This is a genomic window from Termitidicoccus mucosus (assembly GCF_038725785.1).
Taxonomy (GTDB): domain Bacteria; phylum Verrucomicrobiota; class Verrucomicrobiia; order Opitutales; family Opitutaceae; genus Termitidicoccus; species Termitidicoccus mucosus.
Map to the genome: position 1 here is coordinate 4,109,718 of NZ_CP109796.1, position 16,258 is coordinate 4,125,975.

Genomic DNA, 16,258 nt, shown 5'->3' on the forward strand with positions numbered 1-16,258 from the left:
GCGAGGCTGCGTTGCCCGCGGGGCGGGAGGAGCGGAATGTCACAAAACGGAACGCACGGCGGGAGCCGGCTGGTGGAGGTCGCCGACGGCCTGCGATTCGAGGATGAGGCGGCGCTTGGCGTTGCGGACGTGGCGGATTTTCACGATGGCCACGCAGAGGATGCCGAAGAGGTTGGACGAATACGCGGCCAGCAGGTTGGCCTGGATGAGGCCCATCACCTGGAGGACGAGGGCGGTGGCCGTGCCGGCAATGCCGATGTAGAGCCCGCCGTCGAAGAGGTTTTCCTCGTTTTCCATGAGACGGAGCTTGAGCTGCGGCGCGAGGGGCTGGCGCTCGATGCCGCGTATCTTGAAGAGGCAGATGAGATACATCGTGACTTGGAGGAAGGCGAAGAAGCCGATGGAGATGATGGTGGCTGAGTCCATGGTGGGTGGTGTTGCTGATTCGAGTCGGACGGGTGAAACGGGTGAGTCGGAGAGAACGGGAAGGAGGAGCTTGAGCTTAAATTCGGACGGCGGGGCGGCTTTGACAAGGAAGGGTTCGGTGGCGAGGACGAGGAGCGCGCCGATCATCGCGGCGAGGATGCCGCTGCGGGCGCGGAGCGGCGGGGTGGCCGGGCTGGCGGCGGCAAGCAGGTGCTCGAGCGCGTGAAAGAGGCAGAACGCGCCGAGGAAAAACCCGAGGTATTTCGCGACGAGCATGATCTGCGGGTGGACCAGCGCCAGGGTGGCGGCGGGGCCGAGGACGGGGCCGCCGGCGTGGTTGACGGGGATCTGGCGGGCAAGGAGCAGGCGCGCGGCGCCCTCGCCGCCGGCCAGCGCGAGGCGGAGGTCGGCGAGGCCGTGTTTCCCGTAACGCATGAGGTAGTCGGCGACGGTGTCGGCCGAGCCGGTGAAAAGCGCGGCGGTGTAGATGAGCGGGAGGTCGTCGGAGGCCACGCGGGCGAGCTGGGCGAATTCGCCGACGGTGCGCACGCTGCCGCTCACGCGGAGCAGCTCGGCGAGCTGCATCCAGTTGAGGCGCTTGCCGAGCGAGAGGAGGTCGATGTAGAAATCCTCGAGCGGGCCCATTTGCTTTTGCGCGACGGCGGCCTCGGCGAGGCCGCGGAGCTCGCGCTGGAGCGGGCCGGAGAGGTTTTCCGACTGGTAGAGGAGCGCGGCGAGGAGGATGACCGCGTCGAGCGACTGGCCGCCGGGATGCGTGGCGGGGACGAAGCGGGTCGTGCCCTGGATTTCGCGGGTCTGGAGGACGGATTGCACGCCGAGCGAGCGCGAGCCGGAAAGGAAAAGGAGGAGCGACTGGCGGGCCTTTTGCGCGATAAAAAACTCGAGCACGGGCGTGGAGGCGGCGCGGCCGATGTTTTCCTTGAGGTTGAAGAGCGGGTCGAGAAACGGGTCCCAGCCGCCCCACGGCACCCACTCGGGGCGGCGGGTCTCCACATTCCGGATACTGAGCGCAAGCGCGTCGGCGCCGGGGTCGTCCACGAGGCGGGCGGCGGCGAGGACGAGCTGGGCGGAGCCGAGTTTCTCCGACTCGATGCGCTGGCGTCCGTAATCGGCGACGGCCGGCGTGCCGTGTCCGGCCTCGCGGAGGAGCGCGGGCGTGAGGGATTTCAGGTTGACCGGGGTCATCCACGCGCACGCGATGAGGAGCAGCCCGGCGGCAAGCCAGACCGCGCCCATGAGCGGATTGCGTTTCTTCGCGCGAGTTGCGCCGGTGGTGGACATTTGAAAAGGCGGAGAATAGGGGTTGCGGACGGCCGGTGGCAAACCCACGATTTGAAACTGAACGTCTCGACCCATGCTGCTGCCAATTGTTCAATACAATGATCCGGTTTTAAGAAAAAAGGGAGTGAATATCACCGTGTTCGACGACGCGCTTGCGCAGCTCGGGCGCGACATGATCGAGACCATGAACGCCGCCAATGGCATCGGCCTGGCCGCGCAACAAATCGGGCGTGCCATCCAGTTTTGCGTGGTGGATGTGTCGCGCGCCGACCCGGACTTCGACTGGGATCTCGACGGCAGCCACCCGCCGCTGGAGCTGTTCATGCCGATGATGATCGCCAACCCGGTCATCAAGAAACACGCCGCCGCCGGCTCGGAAACGGACTCGGAGGGCTGTCTGTCGTTCGGAAAAATCCGCGGCGAGGTGGAGCGCCCCTCTGAAATCACCGTGATGTTTCAGGACGCCCAAGGCGTGCCGCACACGTTCATCTGCAACGGGCTCCTCGCCCGCTGCATCCAGCACGAGACGGATCACCTGAACGGCGTGCTGTTCATCGACCGCATGGCGAAAAAGGAACGCGCCAAGATCGACGCCGCCATCAAGGCGCACGCGAAGGCGACGAAGGAAGGCGCGGCGAAAGGTCTGGCCGGGCCGCAGGCGTAGCGCAGGCATCCCTGCCTGCCGTCGAACCTATCCTGCGCGAAGCGCGGCATTTTTCAGAAAAGACAATCAGCGGCGCTACGCGCCTTTTGGTTTCGACGGCAGGCAGGGATGCCGCGCGCTACGGCGCGCGGCCGCGCGAACCTGTATCTCACGCTTGCCGGATACGGGCGCGCTTACCGCTTCCCCGCCCGCCACGCCTCCCACACCGCGTCGGTGAAGCGCATGTAGCGGAGGCCGGTCGCGAAATCGGTCAGGCGCACGGGCGCGCCTTCACGGATGCTGGCGACAAAATCCGCCTCGACCCGCCATTCGCCCCGGTCGGCGTCGGGGATGACGACTTGTTGCGAAGTGCCCTGGAGCGGTTTGTGGCGGAGGATTTCGTTGTCGAGGTCGAGGCGCAGGCCGCCCGCGCTGCCGTTGAGACGGATTTCGTTGCGCGGGAGCGTGGTCTCCACGCCGCTCAGGTGGATGACCAGGCGCGCGCCGGTCCGCGGAAAACGCGCCAGCACGGTGAGGCTTTCGGGAATTTGCACCCGGCGCGGGCGTCCGTCCTCGCCGGGACGTTCGGCGGTGAACACCGCGCCGTCCGCCGCGACGACCTCGGCGTCGTCATCGAGCCAGCGCAGAAGCGCCTCGTAGTGGATGCCGAGTGTCATGATGTTGTGCCCGCTTCTTTCGACGTCCTGCCGCCAGGTGAGCGGCGCGGAGGCGTCGGCTTGGGCGACGCCGGTCTGCGTGATGGTGATTTCGCGCAGCGCGCCGATCACGCCGCTGTCGAGCAGGCGGCGGATGGTGGCGTCAAACGCGAGTGTGAGCGGCGCGGGCACGATCTGCGCGACGATGCCGGGCTGTTTCCGCCCCGCCTCCTGCAACGCCCCGAGCATCGCCACGGCCTCGTCGGCGTTGCGCGCCATGCGGGCCTCGGTGAGCACGTGTTTGCCGGCGCGGAGCGCTGCGATGGACGCCTCCGCGTGCAGCCACGGCCAGGTGCCGATGCAGACGGCGTCGATGTCGGGCGCATCGATGATCTCGCGCCAGTCGGCGGCGGCGCGCGCGATCCCGAACTCCTTGGCGGCGCGCCTGGACGATTCGCGCGAACGGTTGGCGACGGCCGCGAGTTCCACGCCCGGCAGCGCGCGAAAGCCGGGGATGTGGCGCAGGCGGGTGTTGGCCCCCGCGCCGATGAAGCCGATGCGAAGCGGTTTTTGCGACATGCGCCCAAGCATGGCCCTGTTTTCCGCGCGGGCAAATCCGAAGCGCGCCTCCCTCCGATCCACCCAGGAAACACCCGGCTCCGCGCCCGTGCTCTTTCTTCTTTCCTCTTTCTCTTTATTCTTTCTCCCATTTCCCGGTCCGCCGTTTTCCTGACGAAAGAGAAAGAGGAAAGAGGGTTGCCCGCGCGGCATCTTGCATAAACTTGAGTCCTTCCGCGCCCCCATGAAATACATTCTCGCCCTCGACCAAGGCACGACCTCCAGCCGCGCGATCGTCTTCAACCGCCGCGGCCGCATCCGCGCCCTCGCGCAGCACGAGTTTCCGCAACACTACCCGCGCCCCAGCTGGGTCGAGCACGATCCCGCCGACCTGTGGACCACCACGCGCCGCGCCGCCATCGCCGCCGTGGCCGACGCCAACCTCACCGGCGCCGGCATCGCGGCCATCGGCCTGACCAACCAGCGCGAAACCACGCTCCTCTGGGACCGCGCCACCGGCCGCCCCCTCGCGCCCGCCATCGTGTGGCAGGACCGCCGCACCGCGCCCCTTTGCGAAAAACTCCGCGCCGCCGGGCACTCCGAGCTCATCCGCCGCAAAACCGGCCTGCTCCCCGACCCGTATTTTTCCGGCACCAAGCTCCGCTGGCTGCTCGATCGCGTGCCCGGCGCGCGCCGCCGCGCCGAACGCGGAGAGCTCGCCTTCGGCACGGTGGACACCTGGCTCCTCTGGCGGCTCACCGGCGGCCGCGTCCACGCCACCGATCTCACCAACGCCTCCCGCACCCTCCTCTGCGACATCCATCGCGCCTGCTGGGATGACGAGCTCCTCGCGCTTCTGGGCATCCCCCGCGCCGTGCTCCCCGAAATCCGCTCCTCCAGCGAATTTTTTGGCGAAGTGACGGCCATCCCCGCGCTGCGCGGCGTCCCCATTACCGGCGTGGCCGGCGACCAGCACGCAGCCCTCTTCGGCCAGGCCTGCTTCCGCCCCGGCATGGCCAAAAACACCTACGGCACCGGCTGCTTCATGCTCCTGCACACCGGCGGGAAGGCCGTCGTATCCAAAAACAAACTACTCACGACCCCCGCCTGGCGGCTCGGCCCGTCCGCGCCGGTCGAATACGCGCTTGAAGGCAGCGTCTTCACCGGCGGGGCCGTGGTGCAATGGCTGCGCGACGGCCTCGGCCTCATCGCCCGTTCCTCCGACATCGAGGCGCTCGCCGCCGGCGTGCCCGACAACGGCGGCGTTTACCTCGTGCCCGCCTTCACCGGCCTCGGCGCGCCGCACTGGGACGCCGCCGCGCGCGGCACCATCACCGGCGTCACGCGCGGCACGACGGCGGGACACCTCGCCCGCGCCGCCGTCGAAAGCATCGCCTACCAGGTCGCCGACCTCATCGGCGCGATGGAATCCGACGCCGGCCTGCGCCTGCGCGAACTGCGCGTGGACGGCGGCGCGACCGCCAACAACGCGCTCCTCCAGTTCCAATCCACGCTCCTGCGCCGCGCCGTCGTGCGCCCGCGCGTGACCGAGACCACCGCGCTCGGCGCGGCCTACCTCGCCGGGCTCGCGGCGGGCTACTGGAAAAGCCGCGACGAGATCGCCGCCCTCTGGCAACCCGGGCGCGTCTTCAAGCCCGACGCAAAGGAATCCGCGCGCGTCCGCCGCCAGCACGCCCAATGGCGCCACGCGGTCGAGCGCGCGAAAAACTGGGCGGTGTGATCTTCGGAAACGTCGGGCGCCGCCCCTTCATAAGCCCCAAGGCATCTCATGAATTTTGTAACCCATTAGGTTACATTGGACGTCCGGATTGTCCACGAGCCGGACTTTCGCTGTCCTGCTCGCGCGAGGAGCGCCGGTGTTATACCAATTCCGAACGGAATTCACACTTCTGGAGGGCCGAGCTCCTGCGAGGCCGTCGCGGAAAAACCTCGCGTATAACCGCGACGGCCTCGCAGGAGCTCGGCCCTCCACCAAAAGGGTGATTTTCATTGGGAAATGGTGTTATTCGAGATACTTCGCCTGCAAGGCGGCGCGGGCGGGCGCGTCGAGGCCGAACTCGGCGGCGAGCCAGGCGTCCGCTCCGCCCCGTGACTCGATGGAGTTAAGAGCGACGGCGATGAACTCCTCGCGCGCCGCCATGAGCACGCGCATGTGCTCCATCGCGAGGCCGTCGAGTTCGCCGGCGAGGGCGGTTTGCACGCGCTCGCGGTGCGGCGCGAGGGTTTGCTCGGTGCGCGTGTAGTCGGCGATGATGGTCGCGCGGCCCGCGCCGAGCGCGAGCAGCACGACGGCGGCGGCCACGCCGGTGCGGTCCTTGCCGACGGCGCAATGAAAGACCGTCGCCGTATCCGTTTTTTGGATAACGGCCATCAGCCGGCGGTAGGCGCGGTTTTCGAGCGGAAGCTCGCGGTAGAGGTCGCGCATGAATTTTCGCGGGTCCAGCCTCGCTAGGAACGCGGGGCTGAACTCGTCAATGGTCGCGCTCACGCCGCGCCCCACGGGGTTCGCGGGGATGTTTTCGTAGCGCGCGCCGTCCCAGAGCGCGCCGGGTTCCCTCGCGGCCTCGTCGGCGTCGCGAAAGTCGAGCACCCGCGTGAGCCGCGCGGCGGCGAGATGGTCGCGATCAGCGGGCGTAAGGTGCGCGAGCGAACCGGAGCGGAACAGCAGGCCGGGCCGGACGCGGCGCCCGTCCGCGGCGGGCAGGCCGCCGAGATCGCGGAAATTGACGCCGCCTTCGAGCGGCGCGACGGACAGAGACGGAGCGGGTGGTTGCTGGTTCATAAAACGGGCGGCGGTTGCGGCGTGTCGGGGCCAATCGGGACGGGCGGACCGAGGAAGTGCGGCCGCGTGTCAAGCAGGTTGACATCGACGCAGGCGGCGAGGCGGGCGAACTGCTCGCGGATTTTTACCTTCACCGTGTGAATGCGCGGCGGGTCCGGCGCGATGAATCCCGACGCGCGCAGGCCGTTCTTTTGCGCGAGATAAAGCGCGCGCTCGACGTGGAATTTTTGGGAAATCACGAGGCATTCGCCGTCGCCGAGTCGAAAGATTTCCTTTGCGCGCACCACGGAGTCGAGCGTGCGGAAGCCGGCGTAGTCAAGATATACCCGGTCGGCCGGCACGCCGGCGGCCACGAGATCGTCGCGCATGTCGGCCGGTTCGTTGTAGGCGGCGCGTGAGTTGTCGCCGCTGACGAGCAGCCAATCCACCTTGCCCGCGTGAAAAAGCGAGGCGGCGGTTTCGACACGGTGTTTATAGTGCAGATTGACCGCGCCGGATTTCAGGGAACGCGCCGAGCCGAGCACAAGGCCGACGCGGTGGCGCGGCACGGTGTCGATGTCGGCGAAGCAGCGTCCGCGCGCGGCGGATTGGATGGCATGATTGGCCAGCGCAATGGCCGCGAGACCGGCCATCGGAAGCAGCAGGGCGGCAAACCGGAAGGAGCGTTGTTTGAAGAGGCGGATCTGAAAAATTCTTTGGAAACGACTCATGGAAAATCGTCTTCCATCGCCGCAAAATTTGACGGTAAGCACAAGGCGCAATGCGTTGCCGCGCCATGCTTTCAAAGGCAATTTCTGGGTCCCTCCCCGAAGGGTTATCCTCGCCGTTTGACGGGATGGCCCGTGTCTTTTGAAGGGCGCGCTGGCGCGCGTCCGGCGGCGGGGACACCGCCGCTCCGGGGCGCCTCACTTGTAAGTCTGCGTTTTTTTCCACGCGGAGCGGTCGGTGAAGGTCGGGGTTTGCTCCGTTTTCGGGGCGTGGTCGCGGGCGTAGGCGAGGATGGTGGCCTGGCGGCGCGTGTCGGGGGCGAGCGCGGTTTTCAAGAGTTGTTCGACGCGGGATTTGGCGAGCCGGTCGAGCGCCTTCAGGGTTTCCTCGCGGCGGGCCCAGTCGGCGGCGCGCTGGTAGGCGAGCGTGAAGAGGCGGGCGGCGCGCTCCGGGATGGTTTTGTCTTTTTCCTCGAGTTGCGCGCGCGCGCCTTCGACGAGCGCGGCCCATTCGTCGCCAGTGAGCGCGGCGAACTGGGCGGGGAAGGTGGCGATGAAAGTGTCGGCCCGCGCGGCCAGTTCGTCGGCGGAATGCGTGCCGGACTGGATGAGAAAATTCAGCGTGGTCTGCGTCTCCCGGGTCGCGGCCCAGGCCTGGGCGACGTAGCCGAGCTGCTGGCGGGTGCGGAGTTCGGTGAAAAAGGGTTCGCCGACGAAATTGTTCAGGATGAGCGCGGCGGCGCGGTGTTCGGGGTCGTCGGGGCCGAGGATGTAATCGCGGAGGAAGGCGGAGTTGTTGCCGGGCAGCGTTTCGGCGGCGAGGAGATCGGCGGCGGCGCGGACGAGGAGCCGGGGCGCGAGGAGCGGGTCGGCGGCGGGCGGCGGCGCGACGGCGAGTTTTTCCGCCACGCGACGGGCGGTCGCGGCGGCCTCGGCGGCGGTGAGGTTGCCGTAGGCAAGGGCTTCGAGACGGGCGCCGGAGCGGAGTTTTTTCGCGAAGGCGCGAATGTCGCCGAGGGTGGCGCGTTGCGCGGCGGGGAGTTGTTCGTCGGGGCGGTAGTTGTTTTCGAAAACGGTGGCGCGAAGGGTCGCGCCGGCGACGGCGTAGGCCTCGGCGCGGAGGAAGCTGGAAAGCTCGCGGACCAGCGCGTCCTGAAGCGCGGCGTAGCGTTCGGCGGTGAGGTCGATTTCGACCAGCCCGGCGGCGAGCGTGTCGAGCAGGCGACCGGCGGACTCGTCGTAGCCGGAGACGGAAAACGCGAGGCCGTCCGGCGTGGCTTCGAGGGTGTAGGCGAGGCCGGCCTCGGCGGCGGGATAGGTGGTCTCGTTGAGCGCCTCGCGGACGCAGGCGGCGTAAAGGCGCAGGAGAACGGCGTCCTCCAGCGTGGCGAGGGAGCGGGGCATGCGCAGGAGAAAACGCTGGGAGGACATGGGCCGGTGGAACTCCGCGTCCTGCGCGTAGTAGAGGCTGAGGGCGGGCTCGTCTATGAGCTGGAGCGGCATGGCCGGCAGGAGGTCGGTGCGTCCGGGGATGTAGGGATTGGGCGCGGGCGGATGGAGGACGTTGTCGCGCGCGGGCTGGACGAGGGCCTGCCAGACCGGGCCGGTGTCCTCGGCGTAGGAGTAACGGGTGCCATACCAGGGCTCGGTGCGGTCGGCGGGCTGGTTCTTGGCGGTGAGGGTGGCGAGGAGATTGTCCGGGCGAAGCGCGTCGAGGAGGCGCTGGTAGGCGGCGGGATCGGGCGCAAGCCAGAGGTAGGGTTCGCGGTCGGCGATTTCGAGCGGGTATTGGAGGGCGAGGTTGGCCAGCTCGATGGCGCGCGACATGCCCTCGCCCTTGTCTTGGAACGCCTCGTCGAGGCGGGCCATGGCCTGGCGTTCGCGGAAGAGGTGTTCGGGGTAACCGGCGCGGCGGAGCGAGTCGATGGCGGAGAAAACGCGGGCCAGGACGGTCCGGTGGTTTTCGACTCCGGCGGGGGTGAGGGTGATGTTGACCAGGCACGAGCCGTAGGTCTCGGTCTCCCCGTCGAGGTAGGCGCCGAGCGCGGTGGCGAGGCCGTCCCGCTTGAGCGAGGAAAGAAGGGAGCCCTCGCCCTCGTGGCCGAGAATGAAGCTGAGCAGCGCGGCGGGCTTGGAGGCGTAGTCGGCGCGGAATCCGGGCAGCGGGAAGAGGAGCGTGAGTTGCTGGAGGTCCTTGACCGGCTGCATGCGGATGAGGCGCAGGGCGGGCTTCGGCGGAAGAAACCCGGGCGGCGGCGCGACGGGGGAGATGCGGCGGTTTTCGACGGCGGAAAAGCAGGCGCGGGCGAGCTGCTCAAGCTGGTCGAGCGAGGCCTTGCCGGTGAGGGCGAGGGCCATGCGGTTGGCGCTGTAATGCGCGCGATAGAAGGCGAGCAGCTCGTCGCGGGTGGTGCCGGCGAGCGTGGCGGCGTTGCCGATGGCGAAGTGGTGCTCGGGATGGTCTTTTTCAAAAAAACCCTGCATGAGCTGGAACTGCCGCCAGAGGTCGTTCTCGAGGCGCATCTGGAACTCGGAGTTGACGGCGTTGATTTCGCGTTCCGTGAATTCGGGCGTGAAGAGCGGCGCGATGAAGAACTGCGCAAAAACGTCGAGCGCCTCGGCAAAGGCTTCGTGGCGAACTTCGAAGTGGTAATTCGTGACGGAGCCGGCGGTGTAGGCGTTCCACGCGCCGGCGTTGGCGTCGATGAAACGCTGGTAGCGGCCGGCGTCGGGGTATTTCTCGGTGCCGAGGAAGAGCATGTGCTCGAGGAAATGCGCGAGGCCGTCGCGCCCCTCGGGGTCGTCGAGCGAGCCGGCGCCGACGGCGACGGACGCGGCGGATTTGTTGAGGCGCGGGTCGGAGACGAGGAGGACGCGCAGGCCGTTGTCGAGCACGAGGTGGCGGACGGCGGACTCGTCATTCACGGCGCGCGGGCGCGGGGGAACGTCGGCGGGGGGAGGCGAGTCGGCGGTGGCGAAGGCGGGGACGGCGGGAAGGGCGATCAGTTTTGGCGGGTGCAACGTGGCGGAGGCCGGAACGGACGCCGCGAACAAAAACGCGAACGCGGACGCCAAAAACACTCCGGGCACGCGAACCGAGGCGGACGGGAATTTCATGCGGGAAACGGATGCCAGACGGCATCCGGGAGCAATCGAAAAGACGGAGCGGCGGGCGTTTCTTGCGTTTTTACCGCGACATGACTGGATCGAAACCATGGCCTTGATCCTCGCCACCATCGCCGCGCTGCTTCCCATCATCAACCCGTTCAGCACCGCTCCGCTGTTTCTTGCCATCACGCAAGGCTACTCGGAGGAGGAACGCGTCTCGCAGGCGAGGCGCGGCATTTGCTACATGATCGCCATCCTCGGGTGCTTTCTGCTGGGCGGCAGCTTCATCATGAATTTCTTCGGCCTGTCGCTGCCCGGCCTGCGCATCGCGGGCGGCATTCTGGTGGCGGGCGTGGGCGCGCGCATGCTCTACCCGAAGGACGACCACGGGCAGACTCCGGAGGAAAAAGTCGAGTCGGAGAAGAAGAAGGACATCTCGTTCACCCCGCTGGCGATGCCCAGCCTGAGCGGCCCCGGGGCGATCTCGGTCACGATCGGGCTGACCTCAATGGCATCCGGCTGGCTGGATTACGTCTGGATTTTCGCAGGGATTCTGGTCGTCGCCGCGATTGCCTACGCGGTGCTCCGGCTTTCAACGCGGCTGGTCCGCATCCTCGGCGTCAACGGCCTGCATGCCATGACCAAAATCATGGGCTTCCTGATTCTCTGCGTGGGCATTCAATTCATCGTCAACGGAGTGCAGGGAATCGCCACGAACCCGGATTTCCTCCACGCCATTCGCGACGCGCTGAACACCGGCGCGCCGGAGTAATCCCGCGCGGACGCGCCGCGGCGATGCTTGCGCCCCCGCCCGCGTCCGGCTTTAAACTCCCGGTCCTATGCCACGCTCCAGCCTGCCACTCGACCGTCGTCTCCGGCAGGAGATATTGTTTGCCCGCGCCCGCGTTTACCATTTCGGGCAGCCCACGCCGCTCGAACGGCTCGTGCTGACCGACGGCCTGCCGGGCCCCGAAATCTGGGTGAAACGCGAGGATCTCTCGCCCGTCAAGGCCTACAAGTGGCGCGGCGCGTGCAACCGCATGGCCGTCCTCACGCCCGCCGAACGCGCGCGCGGCGTCGTCACCGCCTCCGCCGGAAACCACGCCCAGGGCGTCGCGCTCGCCGCCCGCGTGCTCGGCATCCGCGCCCGCATCTACATGCCGCGCCCCACCCCGCGCGTGAAACAAAACGCCGTCCGCTTGCACGGCGGCGAGTTCGTGCAAATCATCCTCGCGGGCGACAGCTACGACGAGGCCGTCACCACCGCGCGCGACGACGAGCGGCGCACCGGCGCCGTTTACATCCACGCCTACGACGACCTCCAGGTCATGGCCGGGCAGGGCACGCTGGCCGACGAAATCGTCCTCTCCGAGCACGGCCCCTTCGACGCGGCCTTCCTCCAGATCGGCGGCGGCGGCCTTGCCGCGGCCGTCTCCTGCTGGCTCAAGACCTACTGGCCCGAAATCGAAGCCATCGGTGTCGAAGGCGAAGGCCAGGCGTCCATGAAGGCTGCGTTCGACGCCGGCCGCCGCGTGCAGCTCGACACCGTTGACATCTTCTGCGACGGCACCGCGGTCCGGAAGGCCGGCGACCTCCCCTACCGCATCTGCCGCGAAACGCTCTCGCGCATCGAAACCGTCACCAACGACGAGGTCGGCGCCGCCATCCGCGTCCTCTGGGAGACGCTCCGCTGCGTGTCCGAGCCCTCCGGCGCGCTCGGCCTCGCCGCCGTGTTGAAAAACCGCGCCGCCCTCGCCGGCAAACGCGTGCTCGTGATCGTCTCCGGCGCCAACATCGACCTCCTCCAGCTCAGCCTCATCGCCCAGTCCGCCAACGCCCCGGCCGCGCCGGCGCGCACGCTCCGCATCCGCATCCCGGAGAAACGCGGCACCATGCTCCGCCTGCTCGACTCCTGTTTCGCCGGACTCGACATCACCGACTTCCAATACGGCAAGCAAACCAGCGACGACGCTTGGCCCGTCTTTACCATCGCCGCCGAGACCCCCGGCGCGCTCGCCGAGGTGCCCTCGCGCCTCGACGCGCACGGATACGAGTGGGAGGACATCACCGGCGCGGTCGATGTCACCTTCCGCGCCATCCCGCTGCGCGGCGACCTGCTCGCCGCGCCGCTCTTCCTGCGGCTCGATTTTTATGAACGCCCCGGCGCGCTCCACGATTTTCTGGACAAACGCGTGCGGGACCGCGCCAGTTTTTGTTATTTCAATTACCGCCAGTCCGGCGAACGCATCGGCCGGGCGCTGATCGGCCTCGATTTCGAGGATGAAAAACACCGCGACCTTTTTCTCAAAAACCTCCCCGAGCAAGGCGACGGCTACCGCTCCTGCAAACCCGTCGCCGCCCCCGCCCACAAAAGGCTCTCGTCCATGTGACCACGCGGGATGCCCGTCCGTCCGGTCGCAATCCAACGTGATTCCCCACGCGCCGGAATCTTTCCTCTTTATCTTTCTCTTTCATCAGGAACGGGCGGGAAGAAAGAGGAAAGATAAAGAATAAAGAGGAAAGATTCCGGCGCGTGGCATCACATTAAGTTGCGCCTCGTCTGTCTTGCCCTGGCCTTCACGCTCCGGTTATATCCCCGGCTCTCCTCGCATGGACGCAACCGCCTCCCACTCCACCCAGACCCCCGACACGGCTGCGCGCAAGGAACGCGTCGCCCGCTGGTCCGTGTTTGCCAGCGCCGCGCTCGCCGCCGGCAAACTCGTCGCGGGGCTGCTCTCCGGCTCGCTCGCGCTGCTCTCCGAGGCGGCGCACGCGCTGGTGGACACCTTCGCGACCCTCGTGACCTGGGTGGCGGTGCGCGCCTCCGGCAAGCCCGCCGACGCCGAGCACCACTACGGCCACGGCAAATTCGAGAGCGTCGCCGCGCTGGTCGAGACCGGCATCCTCGTGGCGCTCGCGCTCGGCGTGGCCGCGCAGGCCGTGCGCCAGTTTCTCGCCGGCGGCAACCCCATCGAGGGCTCGCCGCTGGTGTTTGGCGTGCTGGGCGTTTCCATCATCGTCGACCTGAACCGCATTCGCGTGCTGCGCAAAGTCGCCCGCGAGACCGGCAGCCACGCGCTCGCGGCCGACGCGCTGCACTTCGCCTCCGACCTCGCGGGCTCGTTCACCGTGCTGCTCGGCTTCGGCGCCGCCGCGCTCGGGTTCCGCTATGGCGACACGCTCGCGGCGATCCTCGTGGCGGTTTACATCGCGGCGGCGGGTTGCCGTCTCGGCAAACGCACGCTCGCGACCCTGCTCGACACCGCGCCGCCGGGCCGCTCCGAACAAATGCGCGCGCTCATCGCGGGCGTGCCCGGCGTGGCCGGCATCCGCGAGCTGCGCCTTCGCCCCGGCGGCAACGAAATCTTCGGCGAACTCGCCATCGATGTCGCGCGCACCCTGCCGCTCGACCGCGTGGACGCCATCAAGGCCCGCATCCACGAAGCCATCCGCGCCGCGTTTCCCGACACCGTGCTCACCGTGAGCACCCGTCCGCGCGCGCTGGAAACGGAAACGGTGCGCGACCGCGTCATGCTCATCGCGCAAAAACGCCAGGTGCCCGTGCACCACGTCACGGTGCAGGAACTCGACGGGCGTCTGTCGGTGAGCCTCGACCTCGAAGTGGACGGGCACATGTGGCTCGGCGACGCGCACCAGGTCGCCTCGTCCATCGAAGCGGCCATCCGCGATGAATTCGGCCCGGCCACCGAGGTCGAGACGCACATCGAGCCGCTCGAAGCCGCCCATCTCCCCGGCCAGGATGCGCCGTCCGAGCTCACCGGCCGTGTCGCCGCCACGCTCGCCGCGCTTGCCGCCGGCACCGACCTCATCGGTGACATCCACAACGTTCGTGTGCGCCGCACGCCCGCCGGGCTCGTGGTCAATTATCACTGCCGGGTCGATGGCCGGCAGACTGTCGCCGCCGTGCATGACCGCGTCGATGCCATCGAGCACGCCATCCGCGTGGAGCACCCCGAGATCGTCCGCGTGACCGGGCACACCGACTTGCGCAAAAACAAACCGCCGTCTGCCGGCGCCTGATGCCATTTCTCCATCGCCTTCCGGGCATAAAATGCGACCGCGGTATTTCTTGAAATGCCTGGCCGCGTGCGTCCCGAGTCGGCTGCTCCAAGACGTTTCCCCTATTTCGCGCTTCCGCGGCCAGGCACTGCCGACAAAAGGCATTGCAAATGAATGCTTGACGTAAAAAACGTGCAAAAGCAGCCTATCGCAAGTCTTGCACTTTGCAAATAGTAACCTGTTTGCATCGAGACCAACTCACTAAAAACCTTATGAAACCTGCACAGTTCGTTCCTCGTCTCATCGCCTACATTATTGACGGCGTCATCAGTTGTATTCCTCTCGTCGGATTGATCTATATCTTCACGAAGGATGCGCTTCCCTTCCTCAAGGGCCAGAGCATCGGCCGCAAGGTGATGAAGCTGAAATGCGTCATGGAAGACGGCTCCTCGATGGAAGGCCAATGGGGCCCTTGCATCATTCGCCAGATCGTCCTCTGCATCCCGTTCTTCGCTCTTGTTGAGCTCTACATGGTGCTCGTCAAAAACAAGGAAACCGGCATCCGTTTCGGCGACCAGTGGGCCAAGACCAAGGTCGTCTCCGTCGAATAAGCACTGCGCAAATCGTCTTTTCCGGGGAACCCCGGCCGTCAAAGGCCGGGGTTCTTTTTTGCCGCGAAGACCCGGCGCAGAAATTCCACGGATTGCGCGAGTTCGTCCGCGGTCGCGGTGAGCGGCGGGAGGAGGCGGATGACGTTGTTGCCCGCGGTCGGAACCAGAAAGCCGGCCTCGCGCAGCGCGGCGACGTAGGGCGCGGGATCGCCGGCGAGTTGCAGGCCGACGAGGTAGCCCAGGCCGCGGACCTCGCGGAGCTGCGCGGGAAACTCCGCTGCCAGCCCGCGGAGCGCGGCATGCCACGGGGCGCTTTGCGCGACGATTTTCTCCAGCAGGTTCTCGCGCTCGATGATGTCGAGCGTGGCGAGCGCGGCGGCGCAGGCGAGCGGCGTGCCGCCAAACGTCGAGCCGTGCGAGCCGGGATGGAAGAGCCCGGCGTGTTTCTCGTCCAGCCACATGGCGCCGATCGGAAAGCCGCCGCCGAGCCCCTTGGCCATGCCGATGGCGTCGGGCCGCACGCCGGCGGCGTGCTCGAAGGCGTAAAACCTGCCGGTGCGGGCGAGGCCGCATTGCACCTCGTCGAGGAGCAGGAGGAGATCGTGGCGGTCGCAGAGCGCGCGCAGGCCGCGCAGGAACTCCGGCGTGCAGGGATTGATCCCGCTTTCGCCCTGGATGGTTTCGACAAAAATGGCGGCGGTCCGGTCGTCGATGAGGGCCTCGAAGCTGGCGAGGTTGTTGAGTTCGCCGAAGACGAAGCCGGGCACGAGCGGACGGAAGCCTTTCTGGATTTTCTCCTGCGGCGTGGCGCTCATGCCGCCAAAGGTGCGGCCGTGAAAGGCGTTTTTGGCGCAGATGACTTTGTGGCAGCGCCCTTCCTCCCCGCCGGATTTTTTCATGCCGTGGAGGCGGGAGAGCTTGATGAGGGCCTCGTTGGCCTCGGTGCCGCTGTTGCAGAAAAAAACGCGGCCCGGCCCGGCCCGCCCGACGAGGCGGCGGGCAAGCTCGCCCTGGCGGGGATTGCGGTAGAGGTTGCTGGTATGGACGAGCTCGGCGGCCTGGCGCTGCACGGCGGCGACCCAGTGCGGATGGCTGTGGCCGACGGCGGTCACGGCGATGCCCGCGCTGAAATCGAGATAGCACCGGCCCTCGTCGTCCCAGACATGGGCGCCTTCGCCGCGCACGAGCGTGAGCGGGGCGCGTCCGTAGTTTTTCAAGACATATGCGTCGTAGAGATCGGCGGTGGTCATGGGAGATTTTCGATTTTGGATTCTCGATTTGGCGGGCATGTCGCTTCGCTCGGAACGATTGGCGGCGCTGCCGCGCCGGGGGGGGGAAGAACGAAGCGCGGCGGCGGGTTTTGTTTTTCGGCGGATTGCGCGGGCGGGCGGGTGCGGCGCGGTTGTAGTGAGATTATTGATACA

The 16,258-nt window shown here is 67.3% G+C and carries 12 protein-coding genes; 6 read left to right on the plus strand and 6 right to left on the minus strand.

Annotated elements, in window-relative coordinates:
* Positions 1–39: 39 nt before the first annotated feature.
* Positions 40–1,728, minus strand: a complete 1,689-nt coding sequence (locus tag OH491_RS14425) for a hypothetical protein (RefSeq protein WP_068773051.1) — start codon at positions 1,726–1,728, stop codon at positions 40–42.
* A gap of 73 nt (positions 1,729–1,801) precedes the next feature.
* On the opposite strand from OH491_RS14425, the gene def reads away from it, so the two are divergent.
* Positions 1,802–2,392 (plus strand): peptide deformylase, encoded by a 591-nt coding sequence (gene def, locus OH491_RS14430; RefSeq protein WP_068773052.1) that lies wholly within the window; start codon positions 1,802–1,804, stop codon positions 2,390–2,392.
* A 173-nt stretch (positions 2,393–2,565) separates the two neighbouring features.
* On the opposite strand, the gene OH491_RS14435 is transcribed toward def, so the two are convergent.
* Positions 2,566–3,606 carry a Gfo/Idh/MocA family protein gene (locus OH491_RS14435; RefSeq protein ID WP_068773194.1) on the minus strand — a complete coding sequence of 347 codons (1,041 nt, stop codon included), beginning with the start codon at positions 3,604–3,606 and terminating at the stop codon, positions 2,566–2,568.
* Between the two features lie 223 nt (positions 3,607–3,829).
* Between OH491_RS14435 and glpK the strand changes: the two genes are divergently transcribed.
* Positions 3,830–5,326, plus strand: a complete 1,497-nt coding sequence (gene glpK / locus OH491_RS14440) for a glycerol kinase GlpK (protein ID WP_068773053.1) — start codon at positions 3,830–3,832, stop codon at positions 5,324–5,326.
* A gap of 282 nt (positions 5,327–5,608) precedes the next feature.
* On the opposite strand, the gene OH491_RS14445 is transcribed toward glpK, so the two are convergent.
* From OH491_RS14445 to OH491_RS14455, 3 genes are all read right to left on the minus strand, one after another.
* On the minus strand, positions 5,609–6,388 hold the full coding sequence (locus tag OH491_RS14445) for a tyrosine-protein phosphatase (RefSeq protein ID WP_068773054.1): 780 nt from the start codon (positions 6,386–6,388) through the stop codon (positions 5,609–5,611).
* Positions 6,385–7,098 (minus strand): ElyC/SanA/YdcF family protein, encoded by a 714-nt coding sequence (locus OH491_RS14450; RefSeq protein ID WP_068773055.1) that lies wholly within the window; start codon positions 7,096–7,098, stop codon positions 6,385–6,387. Before OH491_RS14450 ends, OH491_RS14445 begins: the two co-directional genes overlap by 4 nt.
* Before the next feature lie 195 nt (positions 7,099–7,293).
* Complete coding sequence (locus OH491_RS14455) at positions 7,294–10,212, minus strand: insulinase family protein (RefSeq protein ID WP_068773056.1); 2,919 nt, start codon at positions 10,210–10,212, stop codon at positions 7,294–7,296.
* 97 nt (positions 10,213–10,309) lie between these two features.
* Between OH491_RS14455 and OH491_RS14460 the strand changes: the two genes are divergently transcribed.
* The 4 genes from OH491_RS14460 (at position 10,310) to OH491_RS14475 (ending at position 14,834) form a co-directional block, all read left to right on the plus strand.
* On the plus strand, positions 10,310–10,975 hold the full coding sequence (locus OH491_RS14460; protein ID WP_068773195.1) for a MarC family NAAT transporter: 666 nt from the start codon (positions 10,310–10,312) through the stop codon (positions 10,973–10,975).
* A gap of 67 nt (positions 10,976–11,042) precedes the next feature.
* Positions 11,043–12,593, plus strand: coding sequence for a pyridoxal-phosphate dependent enzyme (locus OH491_RS14465; protein WP_068773057.1), 1,551 nt, complete (start codon positions 11,043–11,045; stop codon positions 12,591–12,593).
* A gap of 220 nt (positions 12,594–12,813) precedes the next feature.
* Positions 12,814–14,244, plus strand: a complete 1,431-nt coding sequence (locus OH491_RS14470) for a cation diffusion facilitator family transporter (protein WP_068773058.1) — start codon at positions 12,814–12,816, stop codon at positions 14,242–14,244.
* A 251-nt stretch (positions 14,245–14,495) separates the two neighbouring features.
* Entirely contained in the window at positions 14,496–14,834 is a 339-nt protein-coding gene (locus OH491_RS14475) for an RDD family protein (RefSeq protein WP_145929126.1), read from the plus strand.
* A 38-nt stretch (positions 14,835–14,872) separates the two neighbouring features.
* On the opposite strand, the gene OH491_RS14480 is transcribed toward OH491_RS14475, so the two are convergent.
* Complete coding sequence (locus OH491_RS14480; protein ID WP_068773060.1) at positions 14,873–16,084, minus strand: aspartate aminotransferase family protein; 1,212 nt, start codon at positions 16,082–16,084, stop codon at positions 14,873–14,875.
* Between the last annotated feature and the right edge of the window lie 174 nt (positions 16,085–16,258).

What these genes read in the sequence shown, in the direction of transcription:
- glpK (WP_068773053.1), top strand. Translation starts at nt 3,830, where the DNA reads ATGAAATACATTCTCGCCCTCGACCAAGGCACGACCTCCAGCCGCGCG.
- OH491_RS14480 (WP_068773060.1), bottom strand. Translation starts at nt 16,084, where the DNA reads ATGACCACCGCCGATCTCTACGACGCATATGTCTTGAAAAACTACGGA.
- OH491_RS14465 (WP_068773057.1), top strand. Translation starts at nt 11,043, where the DNA reads ATGCCACGCTCCAGCCTGCCACTCGACCGTCGTCTCCGGCAGGAGATA.
- OH491_RS14475 (WP_145929126.1), top strand. Translation starts at nt 14,496, where the DNA reads ATGAAACCTGCACAGTTCGTTCCTCGTCTCATCGCCTACATTATTGAC.
- OH491_RS14425 (WP_068773051.1), bottom strand. Translation starts at nt 1,728, where the DNA reads ATGTCCACCACCGGCGCAACTCGCGCGAAGAAACGCAATCCGCTCATG.
- OH491_RS14445 (WP_068773054.1), bottom strand. Translation starts at nt 6,388, where the DNA reads ATGAACCAGCAACCACCCGCTCCGTCTCTGTCCGTCGCGCCGCTCGAA.
- OH491_RS14455 (WP_068773056.1), bottom strand. Translation starts at nt 10,212, where the DNA reads ATGAAATTCCCGTCCGCCTCGGTTCGCGTGCCCGGAGTGTTTTTGGCG.
- OH491_RS14450 (WP_068773055.1), bottom strand. Translation starts at nt 7,098, where the DNA reads ATGAGTCGTTTCCAAAGAATTTTTCAGATCCGCCTCTTCAAACAACGC.
- OH491_RS14460 (WP_068773195.1), top strand. Translation starts at nt 10,310, where the DNA reads ATGGCCTTGATCCTCGCCACCATCGCCGCGCTGCTTCCCATCATCAAC.
- OH491_RS14470 (WP_068773058.1), top strand. Translation starts at nt 12,814, where the DNA reads ATGGACGCAACCGCCTCCCACTCCACCCAGACCCCCGACACGGCTGCG.
- OH491_RS14435 (WP_068773194.1), bottom strand. Translation starts at nt 3,606, where the DNA reads ATGTCGCAAAAACCGCTTCGCATCGGCTTCATCGGCGCGGGGGCCAAC.
- def (WP_068773052.1), top strand. Translation starts at nt 1,802, where the DNA reads ATGCTGCTGCCAATTGTTCAATACAATGATCCGGTTTTAAGAAAAAAG.